16 protein-coding genes and 1 tRNA gene are annotated in these 19,249 nt (G+C 56.8%); 5 read left to right on the top strand and 12 right to left on the bottom strand.

The window, feature by feature from the left end; translation table 11 throughout:
• Positions 1-60: 60 nt before the first annotated feature.
• Positions 61-603, bottom strand: a complete 543-nt coding sequence (locus tag EDC27_RS14215) for a hypothetical protein (RefSeq protein WP_123291294.1) — start codon at positions 601-603, stop codon at positions 61-63.
• A gap of 541 nt (positions 604-1,144) precedes the next feature.
• Here EDC27_RS14215 and EDC27_RS14205 point away from each other — a divergent pair.
• The 3 genes from EDC27_RS14205 (at position 1,145) to EDC27_RS14195 (ending at position 3,174) form a co-directional block, all read left to right on the top strand.
• Positions 1,145-1,220 (top strand) — tRNA-Arg (locus EDC27_RS14205).
• A gap of 251 nt (positions 1,221-1,471) precedes the next feature.
• Positions 1,472-2,392: an ABC transporter ATP-binding protein gene (locus EDC27_RS14200; RefSeq protein WP_123291292.1), complete on the top strand. Its 921-nt coding sequence runs from the start codon at positions 1,472-1,474 to the stop codon at positions 2,390-2,392.
• On the top strand, positions 2,389-3,174 hold the full coding sequence (locus tag EDC27_RS14195) for an ABC transporter permease (protein ID WP_123291291.1): 786 nt from the start codon (positions 2,389-2,391) through the stop codon (positions 3,172-3,174). Before EDC27_RS14200 ends, EDC27_RS14195 begins: the two co-directional genes overlap by 4 nt.
• 71 nt (positions 3,175-3,245) lie before the next feature.
• Here EDC27_RS14195 and EDC27_RS14190 read toward each other — a convergent pair whose 3' ends face one another.
• From EDC27_RS14190 to EDC27_RS14140, 11 genes are all read right to left on the bottom strand, one after another.
• A complete protein-coding gene (locus EDC27_RS14190) occupies positions 3,246-3,890 on the bottom strand; it encodes a cyclodeaminase/cyclohydrolase family protein (protein WP_123291290.1) in 645 nt (214 codons plus the stop codon).
• A 15-nt stretch (positions 3,891-3,905) separates the two neighbouring features.
• Positions 3,906-5,165 (bottom strand): imidazolonepropionase, encoded by a 1,260-nt coding sequence (hutI, locus tag EDC27_RS14185; RefSeq protein WP_123291289.1) that lies wholly within the window; start codon positions 5,163-5,165, stop codon positions 3,906-3,908.
• Positions 5,162-6,079, bottom strand: a complete 918-nt coding sequence (gene ftcD / locus EDC27_RS14180; RefSeq protein WP_123291288.1) for a glutamate formimidoyltransferase — start codon at positions 6,077-6,079, stop codon at positions 5,162-5,164. The genes hutI and ftcD overlap by 4 nt, the downstream gene beginning before the upstream one ends.
• A complete protein-coding gene (gene hutU, locus EDC27_RS14175; RefSeq protein ID WP_123291287.1) occupies positions 6,076-7,800 on the bottom strand; it encodes a urocanate hydratase in 1,725 nt (574 codons plus the stop codon). The genes ftcD and hutU overlap by 4 nt, the downstream gene beginning before the upstream one ends.
• Positions 7,801-8,134: 334 nt before the next feature.
• Positions 8,135-9,289: an ABC transporter substrate-binding protein gene (locus EDC27_RS14165; RefSeq protein WP_211334919.1), complete on the bottom strand. Its 1,155-nt coding sequence runs from the start codon at positions 9,287-9,289 to the stop codon at positions 8,135-8,137.
• A 93-nt stretch (positions 9,290-9,382) separates the two neighbouring features.
• Positions 9,383-10,120 carry an ABC transporter ATP-binding protein gene (locus EDC27_RS14160; protein ID WP_123291285.1) on the bottom strand — a complete coding sequence of 246 codons (738 nt, stop codon included), beginning with the start codon at positions 10,118-10,120 and terminating at the stop codon, positions 9,383-9,385.
• A complete protein-coding gene (locus tag EDC27_RS14155) occupies positions 10,110-10,877 on the bottom strand; it encodes an ABC transporter ATP-binding protein (protein ID WP_123291284.1) in 768 nt (255 codons plus the stop codon). The genes EDC27_RS14160 and EDC27_RS14155 overlap by 11 nt, the downstream gene beginning before the upstream one ends.
• On the bottom strand, positions 10,874-11,764 hold the full coding sequence (locus tag EDC27_RS14150) for a branched-chain amino acid ABC transporter permease (RefSeq protein ID WP_123291283.1): 891 nt from the start codon (positions 11,762-11,764) through the stop codon (positions 10,874-10,876). Before EDC27_RS14150 ends, EDC27_RS14155 begins: the two co-directional genes overlap by 4 nt.
• A 7-nt stretch (positions 11,765-11,771) precedes the next feature.
• The gene (locus EDC27_RS14145; RefSeq protein ID WP_123291282.1) at positions 11,772-12,635 is read right to left on the bottom strand and encodes a branched-chain amino acid ABC transporter permease; all 864 of its coding nucleotides are present in this window, start codon (positions 12,633-12,635) and stop codon (positions 11,772-11,774) included.
• Between the two features lie 160 nt (positions 12,636-12,795).
• Positions 12,796-12,963 carry a hypothetical protein gene (locus tag EDC27_RS16110; protein ID WP_170161841.1) on the bottom strand — a complete coding sequence of 56 codons (168 nt, stop codon included), beginning with the start codon at positions 12,961-12,963 and terminating at the stop codon, positions 12,796-12,798.
• A 45-nt stretch (positions 12,964-13,008) separates the two neighbouring features.
• The gene (locus tag EDC27_RS14140) at positions 13,009-14,763 is read right to left on the bottom strand and encodes a putative sulfate exporter family transporter (protein WP_123291281.1); all 1,755 of its coding nucleotides are present in this window, start codon (positions 14,761-14,763) and stop codon (positions 13,009-13,011) included.
• Positions 14,764-15,135: 372 nt separating this feature from the next.
• On the opposite strand from EDC27_RS14140, the gene EDC27_RS14135 reads away from it, so the two are divergent.
• Both EDC27_RS14135 and EDC27_RS14130 read left to right on the top strand, forming a co-directional pair.
• Positions 15,136-17,688, top strand: a complete 2,553-nt coding sequence (locus EDC27_RS14135) for a c-type heme family protein (protein WP_123291280.1) — start codon at positions 15,136-15,138, stop codon at positions 17,686-17,688.
• Positions 17,688-19,121, top strand: coding sequence for a sigma-54-dependent transcriptional regulator (locus tag EDC27_RS14130; protein ID WP_123291279.1), 1,434 nt, complete (start codon positions 17,688-17,690; stop codon positions 19,119-19,121). The genes EDC27_RS14135 and EDC27_RS14130 overlap by 1 nt, the downstream gene beginning before the upstream one ends.
• Positions 19,122-19,249: the final 128 nt, after the last annotated feature.

Genomic DNA, 19,249 nt, shown 5'->3' with positions numbered 1-19,249 from the left:
GACTTGAAGAATGGTCAAGGCTCATTGCTTTGATGGGCTCGGCGATCTTGGCGTCGGCCATCAGGCGACCTTGCGTTTGAGTTCTTCCACTTCCTGTTCCAAGGATTTCAAGCGCTTTTTAAACTCCTCGTATTCTTCTCGCCGCACAATAACTTCCCAGATGCGATCCAACCGCGAGTGGGTTCTGTCGTTACGGTGGATAAGATCCGTATGCACGCCGTCGATGCGCAGACTGAGTTCCTGCCGCACGCTTTCAATGCGTTGGGTGAGGTCCTCACGGACGGCATCCATGCGCTGGGTGAGTTCGGCACGCACGGCCTCGATGCGTTCTGTGAGTTCGTCTCGCACGTGCTCAATGCGTTGGGTGAGGTCCTCACGGACGGCATCTATGCGCTGGGTGAGTTCGGTACGCACGGCGTCAATGCGGTTGTTGGTTTCATCAATGCGTCGGCTTTGGTCCACCAAATGCGCATTCACGTCGTCCAGCCGCTTGTTGACGCCAACGATCTGGGCCTTTATATCCGCCTGGTCGCTTTTGATTTGATCGAGCTCGGGAACGATGAGCTCCTGAAAGACTGCTCGAATGGCTTCCTTAATTTCCACGGTGCCCCCTCCTTTTTCCCACGAACTTTTGTTTTGGTTCAACGGAGACTGGAATTTTTCATGTGGAAAAGCAGCTGGTCTCACGCTGTCTTTGGGCGCTCAGCATGAAGCCGGCCTTCACGGTCTGCCTTCATGGAATAGCATGGCCGGAGCCGGTGTCAAGGTCAAGCCCTTTGGGATCTGACGCGCCTTTGACAAGGGCTCTTAGGCCATGCCGGTGAGACATCAGGCCGACGGCGAGATGATGGCCGTTGTGCCCTCTGGCTCCAGGACGCTTTGCCCGTTTCCTTCTGTTTTCCCGTGTGCGTTGGCGCGACCTTACGATCCCGTGTGGCGAAAATCATCCCTCTCGGTTTTTTCGACTTCAGTCGCGGCATCACAAATCCCGTGGCACGATGTGATCCAGGTCGGCATGTCAACGACAGAGGCATGCTCAGTGACCGGCTCTGCTGCAGCCTATCCTGGCGCCACCTCGTCACGCCGTTGACAGGCCTGAGGGCGTGTGGTAGACAACAGCCCACCTTCGACATTTTCCCACTGCGGGCGACTAGCTCAGTGGAGAGAGCGTTGGTCTCCGGAACCAAAGGTCCCGGGTTCGATCCCCGGGTCGCCCGCCAATAAACAATAAACAATGGTTGAGGTCCGCTGATAAGCTAGCGCCCACATGACGTGACGGGATGGCGCTTCTTCCCGGTTCATCGGGGCAGTTGGGTACGCGTCCCGCTTCTCGAATTATTTACTTTTTGGGCGTGAGGGTCGATTGCCCAAGGGGCAACGCCTTGTGGTAGAAGTATGCGGCTTGTTGCAGGACACTAGTGAATTCTAAAATTCAAGACGATGATAGCCTCTTGTTTGTGGCGGTGCGACGATGAGCGGCATGGCATGCGTGGTGGCGGTGGAAGGTCTGGTCAAGCGGTTTCGGAATTTGACCGCGGTGGATGGCATTTCCTTTACTGTAGAGCGCGGCGAGTTTTTCGGCCTTCTTGGGCCCAACGGTGCAGGCAAAAGCACCACCATACGGGCTCTTTACGGTTTTTCTCCTCCCACTTCCGGCCGGGTTCGAATCCTCGGCATGGATATCGCCACCCATTGGCGTCCCATCAAGCAGCGCCTGGGGGTGTGCCACCAAGAAAACACACTGGATCCGGATCTCACCGTAGAAGAAAATCTTTGGATTTTCGCAACCTATTTCGGCATTCCCTTGAAGGAAGCGACCATAAGGGCTTCGGAACTCCTGGAATTTTTTGCCTTAACCCATAAGAGGTCCTCCAAAGTGGCGGATCTTTCCGGGGGCATGTTGCGCCGCCTCATTCTGGCTCGGGCCTTAATGAACCGCCCGGAACTGCTCATTTTGGATGAACCCACCACGGGCCTGGACCCGCAAAGCCGGCATCTGCTCTGGCAAAAGCTGGAATCACTTCGAGCCGATGGCCTCACGGTGGTCCTCACCACGCACTACATGGAAGAAGCCGCTCGATTATGCGATCGTTTGGTGATCATAGATCATGGAAGGATTCTTGTGGAAGGGGCCCCGAACGCCCTCGTGAAGCGCTATGCCGGAGCGGAGGTGGTGGAAATTGAAGAGCCGGACGAAGCGCTGCGCCGCTATGTTCGGCAAATGCGCCTCGAGCACGACGACCTACAAGACCGCCTTCTGCTGTATGTCCCGGAAGGATCTGCTTTTCTCGATCTGGTCCGCAGCCGGTTTTGTGTTCGAAAATGCACGTGGCGTCGAAGCACCCTGGAGGATGTCTTCTTGCGGTTGACAGGCCGGGAGCTTCGCGAATGAAGAGCGGGGGCGCGGTATCCTGGCGATTTATTAAGGTCTGGAGACGCAATCTCTGGACGTATCGGCGCATGTGGAAGGTGAGCTTTTTGACGCCGCTTCTGGAGCCCCTCTTTTTTGTGGCCGCCTTTGGGTTGGGACTCAGCGGCTTTGTCGGAGAAATCGTCTACGGAGGTAAACACTTTGATTATGCGACCTTTATTTCGCCAGGTTTGGTGGCCACGGCCATCATGAACAACGCTTTCTTTGAAACCACCTACGCCTCCTTTGTGCGCATGTATTACCAGAAAACCTTTGACGGCATGCTGGCCACGCCGCTCAGTCTGGAAGAGATCATGATCGGAGAGATTGTCTGGAGCGCCACCAAGTCCGTGGTGGCCGCCGGGCTCATGAGCAGTGTTTTGGCGATTCTGGGATTTGTCGATCCCTGGTCCGTGGTGACGCTCGTGCCGACGGCCCTTGTGGGCGGACTGGCCTTTGGCGCTTTGGGGCTGTGGATCACCGGCATCACGCCACACATCGAAATGTTCAACCTGCCGGTCTTTCTCCTGATTACGCCCATGTTTCTCTTTTCGGGAACCTTTTTCCCCGTTTCATCTTTGCCGTCCTGGGCCGCCCATGCCGCTCAAGTCCTTCCTTTGTATCACCTGGTTGAACTGTGCCGCAGAGCGCAGATTGGAGCGGCGGAATCGTCTTGGGGAATAAGCGCCGTGTACCTTTTGATTTTTTCGGCGGTATTTATCGTCCTGGCCGTCCATGCCATGAAAAGACGCCTGATTCACTGATCCTTTGGCCGGCAGGCTGAAGGGTTCTCATCCTGTGCGGGCATCGGTGGCCAAGAATTTGACCAACCGTTTCACGAGCTTGGCTCAAGGGCGCTTCTGAGGTCGTCGTGGCCGCGAGCGGCCCTCGTTTCGATGCGTTCCAGAGCGGCGCGAACCTTTTTTTCAGCATCCTTACGAAAAGTTTCGTCTCGCAGTGACTTCAGATTGATCCACACATTGTAGGCCGCAACGAAGGCTGCGGCTCGAATGAGCTGCACGGCGGCTCCGGCGTCACTGGCCGCATTGGGGTTGCCCGAGCGCAGGACATGGGCCGCATCGTCCATGAGTTCATCCAAGCGGGCGAGAGTTTCCAAAGGAATTCGAGCCGCCTCTTGCAAGGCCTTTTCCACGGCGGCAGCGCGCTGCGCTTTTTCTTCGTCTGTGTTCTTGGGTCGTCGGAAACTTTCCACCACGGCTTGGTAGGCTTGAGTGTCCTGCTGAAGCAGCACCTGAAAGGTCGCGAGGCGTTTTTCGGCGCGCTGTTCGATAGTTGCCATGAGCGCATGGCGGTCCTGGAACTTTTTCTTTCCCAGGGTAAGGCGGGCCACCATGGTGGTGAGGGCTGCAGCCAGAGCGCCGGCCAAAGCGGCCACGGTGCCGCCACCGGGGGCAGGCTGGGCCGAGGCCAGTTCTTCAAGAAATTCGGTGACGGTCAAGCGATTGAGATCCTTGGGCATGTCGTTTGATCCTCTTTATGGGGTGCATTTTTCGCCTTTTTTGTAAACCTGGACAATGGGGTTAACCCCAGCGTGGTAGGCGATGACGGCGGGAGTTTCTCCGTCAAGCACGACGAAATCGGCTTGCTTGCCCGCATCCAAGCTGCCGACCCGTGCCGCGGTTCCCACTGCGTAGGCGGCATTCAAGGTGGCCGCCACCAGGGCTTCTTCCACGGAAAGGCCCATCATAAGCACGGCCAATCCAAAGACGAACGGCATGGATTCCGTGTAGGACGATCCCGGATTGGCATCGGTGGCCAAAGCCACGGGCACTCCGAGATCAATCATGGTGCGCACCGGGGCGAAAGGTTTGCGCAGGCTGTACGCTGTTGCCGGAAGCACCACGGCAATGGTGCCTGCCCGGGCCATGGCCCGAAGGTTTTCCTCTCGAGCCGTCAGTAGATGTTCCGCCGAAACGGCGCGGATTTCCGCAGCCAAGGCCGCGCCGCCCAAGTCGTGCACTTCATCGGCATGGATTTTCGCTCCGAGCCCCTCGGCTTGGGCGGCCTTTAGAATTCGCCGGCTTTGCTCCACGGAAAAGACGCCCTTTTCACAGAACACGTCACAGAACCTGGCGATTCCTTGAGCGGCCACGGCCGGTAGCATTTCATGGATGACGTGGTCAACATAGGCGTCACCTCGATTGCGGTATTCTTCCGGCACGGCGTGTGCGCCCATGAAGGTCGGCACCACATCCAAAGGCGTTTCCCTGCCGAGACGTCCAATGACCCTAAGCATTTTGAGTTCCGTGGCCGTATCCAGCCCGTAGCCGCTCTTGATTTCCACCGTGGTGGTGCCCAGTCCCAAGGCCGTCATTGCTCTTCGATAGGTGGCTTCATAGAGTGCCCATTCGTCGGTTTCCCGGACCGAACGCACGGTGGAAAGAATTCCGCCGCCTTGGCGCAGAACCTCTAAGTACTCCACGCCTTGAAGGCGCAGAGAAAATTCTTTTTCACGAGCGACGACAAAACACAAATGCGTATGCGGATCCACAAACCCCGGAATGACGCATCGCCCTTGGAGGTTGATCTCCTGGTCTATGTCCTTATCGTGGCCCGTGGAGGCAAGCCTTCGCAAAACGTCTTCTTCCGGGCCGACGGCTTCCACAAGCCCGTTTCGGCACAACAAAGCGCCGCGATCCAGGACGTGAACGGCCCCTTGCCGAGGGCCGGCCTTGGGGCTGCCGGAATCCACGGGAGTGAAAATAGCGGCATTTCGAAAAAGCTTGGTGATCATGGGGTGTTGTTTCCAAGCATTTCCAGCATCTTGAATTCGATGACTTGGTCAGGGGAAAAACCGGAGATTTGTAGGTAATACGCGGCACTTTCCAAAAGGGCGGCGGCAGGGACCATGCCGTAGACTTCGGTTTCCACCACAGGCACGCCCCAGCGCTTAGCTTCCATGCGAATGAGTTCTGTGACGCGGTAAAGGGCGTTCTTTTCGTAATCCACCACGTTGAGGCTCACCTGCACCAAACCTCGGTCTTCCAGGGCCAGTCCGATCCCTTTGACGTGGCACAGGCCGCCGCTCGAGGCACGGACGGCCTTGGCGATTTCCTTGGCGATGCGTACATCGGAGGTGCCCAGATTCACGTTGAAGGCCACCAGGAACTTTCGCGCTCCAATGACGGTGGCACCGGCCGTGGCATGCAGTCGAGGTTCGCCCACATCCGGGTGTCGGTCCGGATTGGAAATGGCGGCCTTCAAACCTTCGTACTGGCCGTGACGAATCACTTCCAAGCGTGACCGTTCTGGGCGTAGGGCGGCTTCTTCATAAAAGTACACGGGAATCCCCGTTTCCTCATGGTAGCGCGTGCCGAACGCATGGGCCAAAGCCACACACTCGTCCATGCTCATGTGGCGCAGGGGCACAAAGGGAATGACATCCACGGCCCCGATGCGAGGGTGCGCGCCCTGGTGTTGGTTCATGTCAATGTGCGCCACGGCCACTTTAGCCGCTTCCAGAAGCGCCTCTTGTATGGGTTCGGGATTTCCGGCCAGACTCACCACCAGACGGTTATGATTGGCATCCGCTCGGTAATCCAACAAGGCACAGCCGCGTTTGGACCGAAACGGGGCCACGATGGCTTCGATGACATCGGGGCGACGACCTTCACTGAAGTTGGGGACACATTCAATCCATGGGGTCATGGGCGGCCTTTCTCTTGTGAGGGCATCATGGGGATTTTGACGCCGCGTTCTTGCGCCACCTCAATGGCGCGATTGTAGCCGGCATCGGCGTGGCGAATAATACCCATGGCCGGGTCATTGCGCAGTACCGTGGTCACCCGCACTTCTCCTTCGTCCGTGCCGTCTGCCACGGTAACTTGTCCCGCATGCAGCGCGTAGCCGATGCCCACGCCACCGCCGTGATGAAAGCTCACCCAGCTCGCTCCCGACGCCGTGTTGACCAGGGCGTTCAGCACAGGCCAGTCGGCGATGGCATCGGAACCGTCTCGCATGGCTTCCGTTTCCCGGTTAGGAGAAGCTACGGAGCCGCAGTCCAGATGATCGCGGCCGATGACGAGAGGAGCTTTGACGGCTCCTTTGCGCACCAGGTCGTTAAAAATTTTACCCGCCTTGTCCCGTTCGCCGTAACCGAGCCAGCAGATGCGCGCCGGCAAGCCCATGTGGGCCACGCGGGCCTCGGCCATCTGCAGCCAGCGGACCATGCGCGTCTTTTCCGGAAAAGCTTCCATGAGGGCATGGTCGGTGACAACGATGTCCTGTGGATCTCCCGACAAGGCCGCCCATCGAAACGGCCCTTCGCCTTCACAAAAAAGCGGCCGAATGTAGGCGGGCACAAACCCAGGAAAATCAAAAGCGTTGTGGACCCCTCGCTTCAAAGCCTGGCCTCGCAGATTGTTGCCGTAATCAAAGGCCACGGCCCCTCGCTGCATCATGTCCAAAATGGCGCGGCAGTGGACGGCCATGGAATCCATGGCCATATCGATGTAGCGTTTGGGGTCCTTTTTCCGCAACGACAGGGCTTCGTCGTAGGGAATGCCTGCCGGAACGTAGCCGTTCAGTTCATCATGGGCGCTGGTCTGGTCCGTGACCACATCGGGAACGAACCCCATGGACACCATTTCGGGCAGCACCTCGGCGCAGTTGCCCAAAAGGCCAATGGAAATGGGCTTTTTGGCCGCCGCCGCTTGTCGAGCCATGGCGATGGCTTGGTTCAGATCGTCCACCATGACGTCCAGGTAACGAGTGTCCAGGCGGCGTTGAATCCGCTGACGATCAACTTCCACGCAGATGGCCACTCCATCGTTCATGGTGATTGCGAGGGGCTGTGCTCCCCCCATGCCGCCTAAACCTCCGGTGACGGTGATCTTCCCGGCCAAGGAGCCTCCAAAATGCTTTTCCGCCAATGCGGCAAAGGTTTCGTAGGTGCCTTGCAAGATGCCCTGCGTGCCGATGTAGATCCAGGATCCCGCGGTCATTTGGCCGAACATGATGAGCCCCTTGGCTTCCAATTCATGAAAGTAGTCCCAAGTGGCCCAGGCGGGCACCAGGTTGGCATTGGCGATGAGCACGCGCGGGGCTGTGGGGTAAGTCTTGACGATACCGACGGGCTTTCCTGATTGCACCAGAAGGGTTTCATCGTTTTCCAGGTTCAGTAGGGACAGGACGAGGGCGTCAAAGCAGGCCCAGTTTCGGGCCGCCTTGCCGGTGCCTCCATAGACGATGAGTTCATCAGGTTTTTCGCCCGTTTCCGGATCCAGATTGTTGCACAGCATGCGCAGGGCCGCCTCTTGGTGCCAGCCGTTGCAATGCAAAGTGTTGCCTCGAGGAGCTCGAACCGGGCGGGGTTTGCCGCAGCCGATTTGAAGTTCCTTGAGGAGTCTTTCTCTTGGGGTGAGGCTCATGGTTGTGTCCTCCGTTGGAGCTCTGGCCTCTTGAAAGGGCCGATCATGTCGGCAACTCTTGCCAGCCACACGCCGTGGGCTTGGAAGCCTTGAGATGAGGGGCCGCTGTCCTGGGTGCCCTCTCAAGCGTGCCGATCTTCTCAAGGGCAGGGCCACCCCGTGGTTTCAGGAGGTCGACATCCTTTTCCGTCCACGGCGTTGGGAACCGCGGGGGCTCGGTCCCTTTGATTTCGTACGGCAAGGACGCGATGCCTTCGATTATCAGGGGCAAACACGAGGCCCCTTCACCACGCAGCGCGAGGAAGCCCTTCCCTGACGGAAAGCCCTTTACGGCTTACGGCGTGATGACGGCAGGGTCTTTGACCACATCAAAGTAGCGAAAGGCGCCGTCTTTGACAATTTGAACCTGAACGTCCTTGACCACTTCGCCGTTCGTCGTAAAGCCCTGAATCGTCCCGGTCAGCCCGTTGAAGTTATTGGTGGCGCCCAGGGCTTTCTTGACGGCGGGGCCGTCCGTGCTTCCAGCTCGGCGAATGGCATCGCACAAGATCATGAAGGCGTCATAGGCCGAGGCACCCACCATGTCCGGTTCGATGCGGTACCGTTCTCTATAAACTTTGAGGAATTCCTGCACTTCCGGGCGCGGGTCGTCCCGGTTCAGGTTCGTGACGATGAGAAAGCCCTCGGCGGCCTTGCCGGCAATCTCCAAAAATTTGGGCGAGTCCGCACCTTCTTCCCCGAAAATGGTGGCTGTTATGCCCAGTTCCCGAGCCTGACTCACGATGGGCCCCGTCTGAAAATAGTAGCCGCTGGCGAAGATAAGATCAGGGCTCTTTTCCTTGATGCTGGCCAGGTATGGCTTAAAATCCTGCTCTTTAAAGGGATAGGCTTGTTCGTAGACCAGTTCCACGGATGGAGCGTTCTTGGCAAGATATTCCTTGAAACCGGCGGCCAGAGTGCGGCCAAAGTCGTTGTCGCTCACAAGCAGAGCAATCTTTTTGGCTTTCAGTTTGTTGACGGCCACATAGGCCGCTCCTCGGCCTTCCACCATGCCCAAAAAACCGTTTCGAAAGCAATAATCCCCGGCCGTGGTGATGTCCGGATGAACGGCATAGGCCGCAATGAACGGAATGCCCTCTTCCTGAAAGATGGGCGCGACCGCGCGGCTCGGCGTGCTGTAGGAACCGCCGACCACACCCACCACGCGGTCCTGCTGAATGAGTTTCTGAGCCAAACCGACGGCTTCCTTGCCGTCGGCCCGGTCATCGTAAACCACGAGTTCCACGTGCTTGCCCAAAAGGCCGCCGCCCTTGTTGACTTTTTCCACCGCCAACTGCACCGCATTGTTCACGCTGGCGCCGTCGGCGGCCGCTGGACCCGTAAGAGGGGCGAGAAGGCCGATTTTGACACTTTCTGCCCCCAGAGCGGTCTTTAGGGGCAGAAACATCAAGGACAGGACCACGGACCAAATAGCGATTCTCTGCATCATAGCCACCTCCTCTTTAACGGTTGCACCTCGTTTGTCTGAAATTACCTGCCCCCGGGTCCTCAAGGCTCGCGGGCCAGAAGCCCACGACCTCGACTATTGTCGCCCTTCCAACTCACCTTCTGCAAGACCCAAGTAGGCTTTTTGAACGTGAGGATCATGCATCAGCCGGGAGGCGTCCCCTTCCATGACCACGGTTCCCGTTTCCAGCACGTAGGCTCGATGGGAAATCTCTAAAGACGCCCTGGCGTTTTGTTCCACAAGCAAAATGGTGAGGCCGTGGTCGCGGTTAAGCCTTTGCAGCAGGTCAAAGACTTGCTCCACCAGCTTGGGCATGAGCCCCATGGACACTTCATCCACCAGCAGCAACTGCGGGTCGGAGATCAGGGCGCGTGCAATGGACAACTGCTGCTGTTCCCCGCCGGACAAGGTCTGGGCCGGCTGATCCTGACGTTCCTTGAGCACGGGAAACAATTCGTAAAGCCATTCCAGACGTAGGGGCATGGGAATTTTTCTTCGAAGACCGTAGGCCCCGATCATGAGGTTTTCGCGGACCGAAAGGCGTGGAAACACCCTGGCCCTCTCCGGAACCAAGCGAAGGCCGCGTCGCGCCCGCTTGTGGGGTGGGAGTGAGGAAACGTCCTCTCCCTGGTAACGCACGATGCCGCGACGCAGTGGCACCAAACCCATGAGGCCATTGAGGATGGAGGTCTTTCCGGCGCCGTTGGCGCCGATGATGGAAACCAGTTCTCCTGGAGCCACGCTGAAGTGCACACCCCGCACCGCAACGACATCCCCATAAGCGATGTGCAGACCCTGAACCTCAAGCAGCACCGGCGCGTCCCCCTCGGCCCAAGTACGCTTCAATGACTCGAGGATTTCGAGCGATTTCTGCAGGCGTGCCTTCGGCGATTTTGCAGCCGTGATCCAAGACCACGATGCGGTTCGAAAGCTTCATGGCCACACGCATGTTGTGTTCGATGAGCAGCACCGAGATACCCTCTTGACGAATGGACGCCACCAGCGCCATAAGCGGGGTGATTTCTTCTTCTCGCAGTCCTGAAAAGGACTCATCTAGCAGCACGAGGCGGTGCCCCACCGCCAGGGCTCGAGCAATTTCCAGGCGCCGCAAATGCCCCAGCGGAAGAAGACCCGCTTTGCGATGGGCTTCGTCGGCTAAGCCGACCTTTTCCAGCAGTTCCATCGCCCTTTGGCGGGTTTTTTGTCCCGTCCATGATGTGAAAGATCGCAGCAGTCCACCATAGTGATGAACGCCGCAGGCCACAAGAACGTTGTCCAGGACACGAAGCTGCGCAAAGGGTTTGACGATTTGAAAAGTCCGTCCAAGGCCCAAAGCGGCCATGCGGTGAGGGGGCAAGCCGTCGGTGCGACGGCCCGAGAAATGGATTTCGCCGGCCGTAGGCGCGTAGACTCCGGAAATCAAATTGAAGCAGACGGTTTTGCCCGCGCCGTTGGGGCCGAGCAACCCGAGAATTTCCCCGCCATGAACATCAAAACTCACTCCGTCCACGGCACGCAGGCCGCCGAAGAGCTTGGTCAGGTTATGAACACGAAGAAGCGGAGCTTTCATGGGTGATCGGCCTTCATCGGGTGGAACCTGGCAAGAATCCGCTGAGCCAGGCTCGCTTCACCCAGCAATCCGCCCGGCTGAAAACGAATCATGACCAGCAAGACCACAGTGTAGAGGAGAAACCGTAGCTCCATGAGAGGCCGAAAGCTTTCGGGAAGGCTTACCAAGATGGCCGCTCCCAGTACCGGACCCCACAGAGTGCCCATGCCGCCCAGGACAATGGTGGAAAGGAGCATGACCGAGACGGGAAAACTGAAGTCTCCCGCGCTGATAAAACGCATGAAATGGGCATAGAGCACTCCGCCCAACCCGGCCATGGCCGTGCCGACCACGAACGCCAGCAACTTGAAACGCACCGGAGAAATGCCCATGCTGGAGGCCGCCGTTTCCTCTTCTCGAAGAGCAAAACAGGCTAAGCCGGCCCAGCTTCGCGTAAACCACCGGCACACAACCAACACCACGGCAAGAAACGCGAGACAGAACAGAAGATACGCCATGCCCTTCAAAGGCACCTTAAAAAGATGCACCCGAGGAATCCCACCGATGCCCAGGGCTCCGCCAAAGAAAGGAATGTACTGAAAAACGGCTTCGACGATGAAATTCACACCGATGGTCGTAATGGCCAGAAAGTCATCGCGCACGCGCAAACTTGGCAGGCCCAGCATGGCGCCGATCAAGGCCGTGATGACGACCGCCAAAGGCATGGCCGTCCAAAACGAAAGGCCGGCTTTGGTGGTGAGCAGCGCCGAGCTGTAAGCGCCGATACCGAAAAAGGCCGCATGCCCTAACGAGATTTGCCCGGCGTAACCTACGATGACGTTGAGGCCGCAGGCCGCGATGGATTGGATGGTCACGAGTGTGGCGACCGTGATGACGTAGGCGTTCATGGGTTCCTCAGCGCGAACCGAACAAGCCTTCCGCACGCCACATGAGCACAGCGATCATGGCGATGAAAGCCAAGGCGTCTCGTGGCAAAGGGACGTGAGCGTAGCCAATAAGTAGTGTTTCTGCGATGCCGAGCAAAAGGGAGGCCGCGACGGCTCCGGGCACGGACCCCAACCCGCCCACCACGATGAGGGCCAATGCCTTGTAAGCCGGAACGGATCCCATGGTGGCGTAAACCTGGTTGTAATAGATGCCCACGAGAATGCCCGCCACGGCGGCGATGGCGGATCCCAAGGCGAAAGTAAAACTCACCACGGCGTGCGCGTCGATGCCCATAGCCTCGGCGATGGCCAGATCCTGGGAGACGGCCCGCATGGCCAGGCCCGTTTCCGTGCGCGTGGTCAGAAACCATAGGACGAGCAGAATCAGTCCGGTTGTGGCAAAGATGGTCGATACGGATGACGGGACGTGCACGCCAAGAACATGCACGGCCGGAAAGGGAAGGGAGGCCGGAAAGGTGAGGATGTAGGGTCCTGCCACGAGGCGGCAGACTTCTTCCAAAGCGAGCAGAATGGCGATGCTTGCAATGAGTGGCACGTACGGGGGATATTTGAGCAAAGGAAAGTACACAAGGCGTTCTATGGTCACGCCCGCCAGGGCACAGCAGGCCATGGCCCCCAGGAAGGCCACTAACAGGCTTTGGGTCATCTGAAAGAAGAACAGTCCCAGATAAGCGCCCACCGTATAGACGGCGGCATGGGCCACGTGAAGAATGCGCAGGATGCCGTAAACAAGAGCAAGACCCAAACTCACCAGCGCATAAATGGATCCGACGGCCATGCCGTTGAGGAGCTGCTCCAGGAAAAGATGCATTGGGGGATATCCGCACTTGTGGGTTCGTGTCTCAAAGAGCGGCCGGCTTATACAAAAATTCCAATGCCGCCGTCAAGAGGGGTGAAGTGCAAGACGACCGCACCCGGACCATTTCTGGTCCGGGTGCGCTGTGTAAGGGCGATGCTTTCAGGGCCGACGCTTAGTGGCCACCCGGGAAAAAGAAGTGGCTGGCTTTGTACAGCACTCCGAGGAGGACCACTCCGAGTAGAAGACTCCAGGCAATGAGCTTTTTCTCCACGGGCAGCAGCGGCTCATATTCCATCTTTTGCATTTCTTCAGAAATGGTCGGTTCATTTTGAGCGCTCATGAAAATACCTCCTCTTTCGCAATTCCGCGTCCTTGAGTCTTTTCATTAAGCCGGCAGCACAGGGGGCAGCACGCCGTGGAAGAACAGCCACGAGATGGCCAGGCCGATCCAGATGACAAACCCGAAAAGGCAGATCACATATACGGCCGCCAGCTTGCCGATGCCTTCCTGCTTAAGCTTCTTGAAATTGGACACCAAGCCGATGCTGAAAAAGGTGAGCACGAAAAAGAGTACGCGAAAGACGTTTCCCTCCGCGGCAGAGGCCTTAGCGGTCTTGAGGGTTTTTTCGGAGCCGGCCGCCGTGGCTTTTAGGTCGGCGATTTGGGCTTTGATTTGGCTGAGCCGCTGTTGCAAAGCGGTTTTTTCAGCTTCGTCTTCCGTGGACGCCAGTTGGGTTGTGATGGCGGTTGCGTCCTTGTTCAGGTTGTCGACCTTGGCCTTCACGACACCCACCGTTCGAGAGGCCGGCCAGCACAGGAGCAGAAGCAGAAAGAACGTTCCCGCATATCCCAAAACGAACTTGGGAAAGCGATGCCAGATTTCTATGGCACGAACCTTTTGACCGGGTTTGCATTCAATCTTGCTGCACCACAGCACTGCCAAGATAAAGGCCCAAATGCCGATAAAGATGTCAATGAACATTTTTACCGTGGTGGTGGTCATGGTGATCCAGCCCTCGGCAAATTTTGTGCCTAGGGCATTGAGCGCTTTGGCTCGAATGAGCGCGTCGGTGATGGCGCCGCTGGCCACGGCCCCACCGTCGGATTTGACCGCAAGGCCCATCCACGCGCCGGCCACCAGAGGATCATGATAGAGAAAGGCTTGGGCAATGAAGGGCAGGATGACCATTTCCACGGCGACGAAAATCACGATGAGCGAAGAGACCATGATGGGAACCACCGGACGCGCATTGATGGCTCCGCCGGTGGCGATGGCTGCCGATACACCGCAGATGGAAATTCCCGAAGCCAGCGGTGCAGACCATTCCCGGCTGAATTTGAAATAACGGCGGGCGATGAAATAGGTCAAAGCCCAGTAAATGAGGTAGGCTTCCACGATAGCGCAGAAGCCTCGAAACATAATGTTGCTTGCAAGACTCAGGGATTCCGCCGCCTTCAGCCCAAGGCCCGCGCCCATGATGACGATGGCCGTCTTAATATAAAGTTCAGGCCGTGCCGCCTCTTGAAGGTATTCCGCGACTCCTGGAAGAAAGTTGCCAATAAGCAAGCCGACGACCAAGGCGATGATGAATCCAAATTCACCCGTCATGCTGAGGGACCAGGAAATGCCGTAGTGGCCAAATTGGTTCTTGGTGGCGGCGATGTGGGCGTAGTGTCCCGCGAACCAGCATGCGTAGGCCAGCCAAAACAGGATGGCGAACCCCAAAAGAAATTTCGGAAGGTTTAACCGAAGCAGTGCGGCTCCGATGCCCGTAATCAAAAACATGGCCACAAAAGTCAAAATCAGCGCGGTAAAGCCAGAAACACCGCTCTTTTCATAATGGTCCCCTACCTTGAACTGGGCGGCATTTGGAACCTTGACCGTTTTTTCTTTGCCGTCGGCCGTGCGCACCGTCAGGGTCTGTTCTTCCACCTTGACCACTTGTCCCTTAATGGGGGCGTATTTGGCCGAAACGACGGAAAGCGCTTTTGATGGGCTTGTCCAAATGCTCGTCTTGACGCCCCATCCCAGGATGTCAACCCCAGCAAAGACGCCCAGGGACAAAACGAAAAAAACCATCCCCAAAATCAGTGCCAACCAGTCTTCGTTCAATCCTTTCTTTGACACCTGTTCTTCCATGAAAACTCCTTTCTCCTTCATGTTTGTGATACCAGTCTGCCACAATGACCACTTTCCAAGGGTTCCTTCAAGGTAGCGGGAGCACCAGGTTTGGTCTCCAAACCGGGTTATGCAACATCGAGGCCTGGTCCAGATAGTGATGCGGTGACGAAAATCTTCAGGAAAATCAACATCACGAGGAATATACGAAGCCTCTCTCAAACAAAAGGGTGCTTCCCCTCGGCAGCAGTGCTTCCATGCGTTGGCATAAGGTGGGTCCAACGAATGTTTCAAAAACAGGCAAGAATGCCACGGGTTGCTTCCGTTCATGCCGTGCAGGATAATTGCTATGAGTTCGTGGGACCGTCCATGTGAACCCAGGAGGAAGGGGCCATGGTGGAAGAGAAAAATGCCGAAAAGGCTACGGGGTCTCGTCGTCTTCTCTATGTTCAGAAACGCTTCCTTACCGGAACGGCCGTGCTCTTGATGCTCTTTTGTACCGTGGGGGCTGTGTTGATCTACGTTCAGGAGCGGCTGTTTCTAGAAGAAAACGCCTATAAGAAATCGGAAATCCTGATGAGGGCCGTGGAAGCAAACATGGAATATGTCAAAGAGGTGCTGCGTCCCAAAATGTATAGTCTCATGGGCGAGCATGCCTTTGTCTTGGAAGCCATGTCCACCTCGTTTGTGAGCCGTTCCGTCATGGACCTGTTTTCCACGCATCTGCCCGAATACGTGTACCGAAGGGTGGCGATCAATGCCCGAAATCCTCAAAGTGAGGCGGATGCCATGGAGCGGCGCATGATTGAGTTTTTCACCCGACCTGACGCCCCCCATGAATGGAAAGGGCTCGTGAAGCGCGACAGCACTTCCTATTATTTTCGGTTTAGGCCCGTGATTTTAGAACCGGAATGCCTGCACTGCCATGGGCAACCAGAGGATGCCCCACAAGACCTGGTGCGCCTCTACGGCTCGCAACGAGGATTCGGCCGCAAGCCCGGGGAAGTGGTGGGCCTTGTGGGTATTGGCATTCCTGTGAACGCGGCCTTGTCTAACATTCGCGACATCGTCACTTCCATCTTCTTGATTGGATTTATGATCATGGGTGTCCTGTATCTTACCTTGAGCCTCTTTTTCAACAAGGTGGTCGTCCACAATCTCAAAGATCTATTGGCCATTTTTGAAAGAGGGTTGGTAGGGCTTCAAGTGCCGGTTTTGTCCCGCTCAAAGGCGTCCTGGGGCTCTGATGAAATTGAAGATCTGTGCCGTAGCGCCGAGCTTATGGTGCAGCATCTCAACGAAGCTCGACGTCGCCTGGAGATTCATTCGGAAAAACTGGAGGCCATGGTGGCGGAAAGAACGCGGGCCTTGGAGCGGTCTCAGGAAAAGCTTCGAGCTCAGATTATTCAAAGAAACCGGGAATTGCACACCCTCACAGAGATCGCAGAGCTCACCACGCAGGCCCAGCGGATTCAGGATATTCTGCCCCAGGTGCTGGCTCGGACCCTGGCTCTTGTGCCGGCCCACGGAGGCGCCATCTACCTTATCAATGAAAACTCCAATCGTTTGGAGTTACAGATCGCCCATAATGCGGACGATGCCCAGCCGGAATGGCTTTTTGACGGTTCGCGTTGCCCCGTCGTTCTGGAAGAAGACCATGCCGACTTGGCCGGCACTCTGCATGAAGCAGCGTGTGGCCAGGTCAGTTTCTATGAGGCTAAGGACGGCATGGGACATCTTCATATCCCTCTGTGCTGTCGCGGCCGTGTGCTCGGCGTAATGAGCTTTCATGGTGTTGATGTGAACTCCATGCGGCCGGAAATGCAAGAGCTCCTCTTTTCCATCGGCCGTCAGATCGGTGTGGCTCTGGAGAGCCTGACCAACCTGGAAAAGCTTTTGGAGAGTAAGGAACTGCTCCAGACGGTCTTTAACGGGATCACGGATTTGCTGATCCTGGTGGACCGAGAGTCTCGCATTCTTATGGTCAACAAAGCGTACCTGCAACGGTTTGGCATAAACCTTCAAGAAGTTATGGGTAGGCTGTGCACGGAAGTGCATGCCGACAGTCAGTGTCCTTTTGGCGACTGTAGCTTGACAGATGTCTTGCGCACAGGCAAGCCCACTACACAGGAGGTCGTGGGGGCGCGAGGCGAGGTTTACCTTCTGTACCTCTATCCGGTGACGGATGAATCGGGACGGGTGACCGGAGCGATTCTCTACGGCAAAGATGTCACCCAACAGAAAAGGGTGGAGCAGAAAATTCAACAGACAGAGCGGCTGGTGGCTCTGGGACAGCTTTCGGCCGGTCTGGCCCATGAACTCAATAATCCTTTGGGAGTTATCCTCTGCTACACGGACCTGCTTAAGCGGGAAATGGCCGACTTTCCCCTGGGGCTCAAGGACGTGGCCGTGATCGAAAAACATGCACTCAACTGCAAACGCATTGTCTCCGACCTTCTCAAATTCGCTCGAGGCCACGGAGGGGGTCGACCTCAACTCGCCTCACTGAACACCGTTGTGGAAGAGGCCTTGCAGATCACGGGGCATCAGTTTCGTAAAAAAGGCATTCAACTGGAGTGCCACCTGGATGAGACATTGCCGGAGGTGTTGCTGGACGTGGAACGCATGCAACAAGTGCTGGTCAATCTGCTCATGAACGCCATACAGGCTCTCAATGGGCGAGGTCTGGTGCGTGTCACCACACGGCGCCATAGCGACACCTTGGAGGTGCGTGTGTGGGACAACGGTCCTGGGATTGATCCGAGCATACGCGATAAGATCTTCGACCCGTTCTTTACCACCAAAGACCCGGGGGAAGGGAGCGGTTTGGGCTTGGCCGTCAGTTACGGCATCGTTCAGGATCACGGAGGAGAAATCTTCGTGGAAAGCGAACCGGGGCAGTGGACGGAATTTATCATACGGTTGCCCATGGAGAGGACGACGTGATGAAAAAGGAAGGTGCGAGCAAGGTGCTCATCGTGGACGACGAGCAGGACATGCTCACCGGTTTAGAGCGGCTCCTGGGTTACGAACTACCTCAGGTGATCGTCGAAACGGCTTCTCGGCCTCAGCAGGCCGTCGCTATGGTGGAGCGCAACGCCTACGATGTGGTGCTCTTGGACATACGAATGCCCGACATAGGCAGCATGGAACTCTTAAAGATTTTGCGACAGAAAGATCCTTGGCTCACCGTGGTGATGATGACCGCCTACGGCAGCATCGAGACGGCCGTGGAAGCCATCAAAAGAGGTGCCTATGATTTTGTCACGAAACCCTTTGATAAGAATGTTCTCCTCCAAACGCTCAACAAGGCCATCGAACGCAACAGCCTTATTCGAGAAAACCTTGATCTACGCCGCCGGGCCCAAGGGGAGCCGCCTCTGGACCAATTCATCGGGCAATCGGAAGCAATGCGGCGCCTCTGTGAACAAATTCGAACCGTGGCGCGCACGGACTACGCTGTCTTGATTCAGGGTGAAAGCGGCACTGGCAAGGAGTTGGTGGCTCGAGCCATTCACAGCCTAAGTCCTCGGCGGGACCAAGCCCTTATTGCCGTCAATTGTCCTGCCATTCCAGAACACCTGTTGGAAAGTGAGCTGTTCGGCCACAAAAAAGGAGCCTTCACCGGGGCGGACCGGGATCATCGTGGAATTTTCGAAGAAGCCCATCAAGGAACGTTGTTTCTCGACGAAATCGGTGACATTCCCGTCGGTGTGCAAACCAAACTGCTGCGCGCTCTTCAGGAAGGGGAAATCAAGCCTCTGGGAGACGTTAAGGCGAAAAAGGTGGATGTGCGGATTCTCTCGTCCACTAACCAGGATCTGAAGGAAAAGATTCGACAACGGACCTTCCGCGAGGACCTGTTCTATCGACTCAACGTGGTGACGCTGCGCACGCCCAGTCTTCGGGAAAGGCGGGAAGACATCCCGCTCTTGGCCGCTCACTTTGCGCGAATCGCCTGTCGGGAGCTGGATGTGCCCGTAAAGAGGTTTTCTCAAACCGCGCTGGAAGCCCTCATGGAATGCGATTGGCCTGGCAACGTACGCCAATTGCAAAACGTGGTGCGCCAAGCGGTCATTTTTTCACCCGAAGACGTGATCCGTTGGGAAGACCTCATGCGCATCGAGATGAGTCTTGGAAGTGTCGGGACGGTTGAGCACCGATGCACGATGGGTTCTTCGAAACCCCTGACACCTTACAAAGACGCGAAAGAAAAGGTTCTTCAGGATTTTACCTTTCGCTATATCAAAGATCTTTTGGAGAGGACAGGAGGTAATGTATCTCGCGCGGCCGAATATAGCGGCCTGACCCGGGCGGCGCTCCAAAAGATCATGCGCCGTTACGGAATTCATTCCCAGGAATTCCGCTCTGAAACATAATTCAAGGATGGGTGTTGGAAGCCCAATGGTAGGCCCTAAGGGCAAGTCCGACTCCGGCTGCGCATAAAATGAAGGCCGGATGCTCATCGAGCTCGGCGAGGCCGCTTGCGGTGGTCACGTGGTCCAAC

This window comes from Desulfosoma caldarium, from assembly GCF_003751385.1.
In the GTDB taxonomy this organism is placed as follows: Bacteria; Desulfobacterota; Syntrophobacteria; order Syntrophobacterales; family DSM-9756; genus Desulfosoma; species Desulfosoma caldarium.
The sequence above is the reverse complement of the archived record's forward strand: the minus strand, read 5'-3'. Positions and strand labels throughout refer to the sequence as shown.

Bases quoted from the DNA above. Each gene is read 5' to 3' on its own strand.
- EDC27_RS14200 (WP_123291292.1), top strand. From the start codon at position 1,472: ATGAGCGGCATGGCATGCGTGGTGGCGGTGGAAGGTCTGGTCAAGCGG.
- EDC27_RS14195 (WP_123291291.1), top strand. From the start codon at position 2,389: ATGAAGAGCGGGGGCGCGGTATCCTGGCGATTTATTAAGGTCTGGAGA.
- EDC27_RS14190 (WP_123291290.1), bottom strand. From the start codon at position 3,890: ATGCCCAAGGATCTCAATCGCTTGACCGTCACCGAATTTCTTGAAGAA.
- hutI (WP_123291289.1), bottom strand. From the start codon at position 5,165: ATGATCACCAAGCTTTTTCGAAATGCCGCTATTTTCACTCCCGTGGAT.
- ftcD (WP_123291288.1), bottom strand. From the start codon at position 6,079: ATGACCCCATGGATTGAATGTGTCCCCAACTTCAGTGAAGGTCGTCGC.
- hutU (WP_123291287.1), bottom strand. From the start codon at position 7,800: ATGAGCCTCACCCCAAGAGAAAGACTCCTCAAGGAACTTCAAATCGGC.
- EDC27_RS14165 (WP_211334919.1), bottom strand. From the start codon at position 9,289: ATGATGCAGAGAATCGCTATTTGGTCCGTGGTCCTGTCCTTGATGTTT.
- EDC27_RS14155 (WP_123291284.1), bottom strand. From the start codon at position 10,877: ATGAAAGCTCCGCTTCTTCGTGTTCATAACCTGACCAAGCTCTTCGGC.
- EDC27_RS14150 (WP_123291283.1), bottom strand. From the start codon at position 11,764: ATGAACGCCTACGTCATCACGGTCGCCACACTCGTGACCATCCAATCC.
- EDC27_RS14145 (WP_123291282.1), bottom strand. From the start codon at position 12,635: ATGCATCTTTTCCTGGAGCAGCTCCTCAACGGCATGGCCGTCGGATCC.
- EDC27_RS16110 (WP_170161841.1), bottom strand. From the start codon at position 12,963: ATGAGCGCTCAAAATGAACCGACCATTTCTGAAGAAATGCAAAAGATG.
- EDC27_RS14140 (WP_123291281.1), bottom strand. From the start codon at position 14,763: ATGGAAGAACAGGTGTCAAAGAAAGGATTGAACGAAGACTGGTTGGCA.
- EDC27_RS14135 (WP_123291280.1), top strand. From the start codon at position 15,136: ATGGTGGAAGAGAAAAATGCCGAAAAGGCTACGGGGTCTCGTCGTCTT.
- EDC27_RS14130 (WP_123291279.1), top strand. From the start codon at position 17,688: ATGAAAAAGGAAGGTGCGAGCAAGGTGCTCATCGTGGACGACGAGCAG.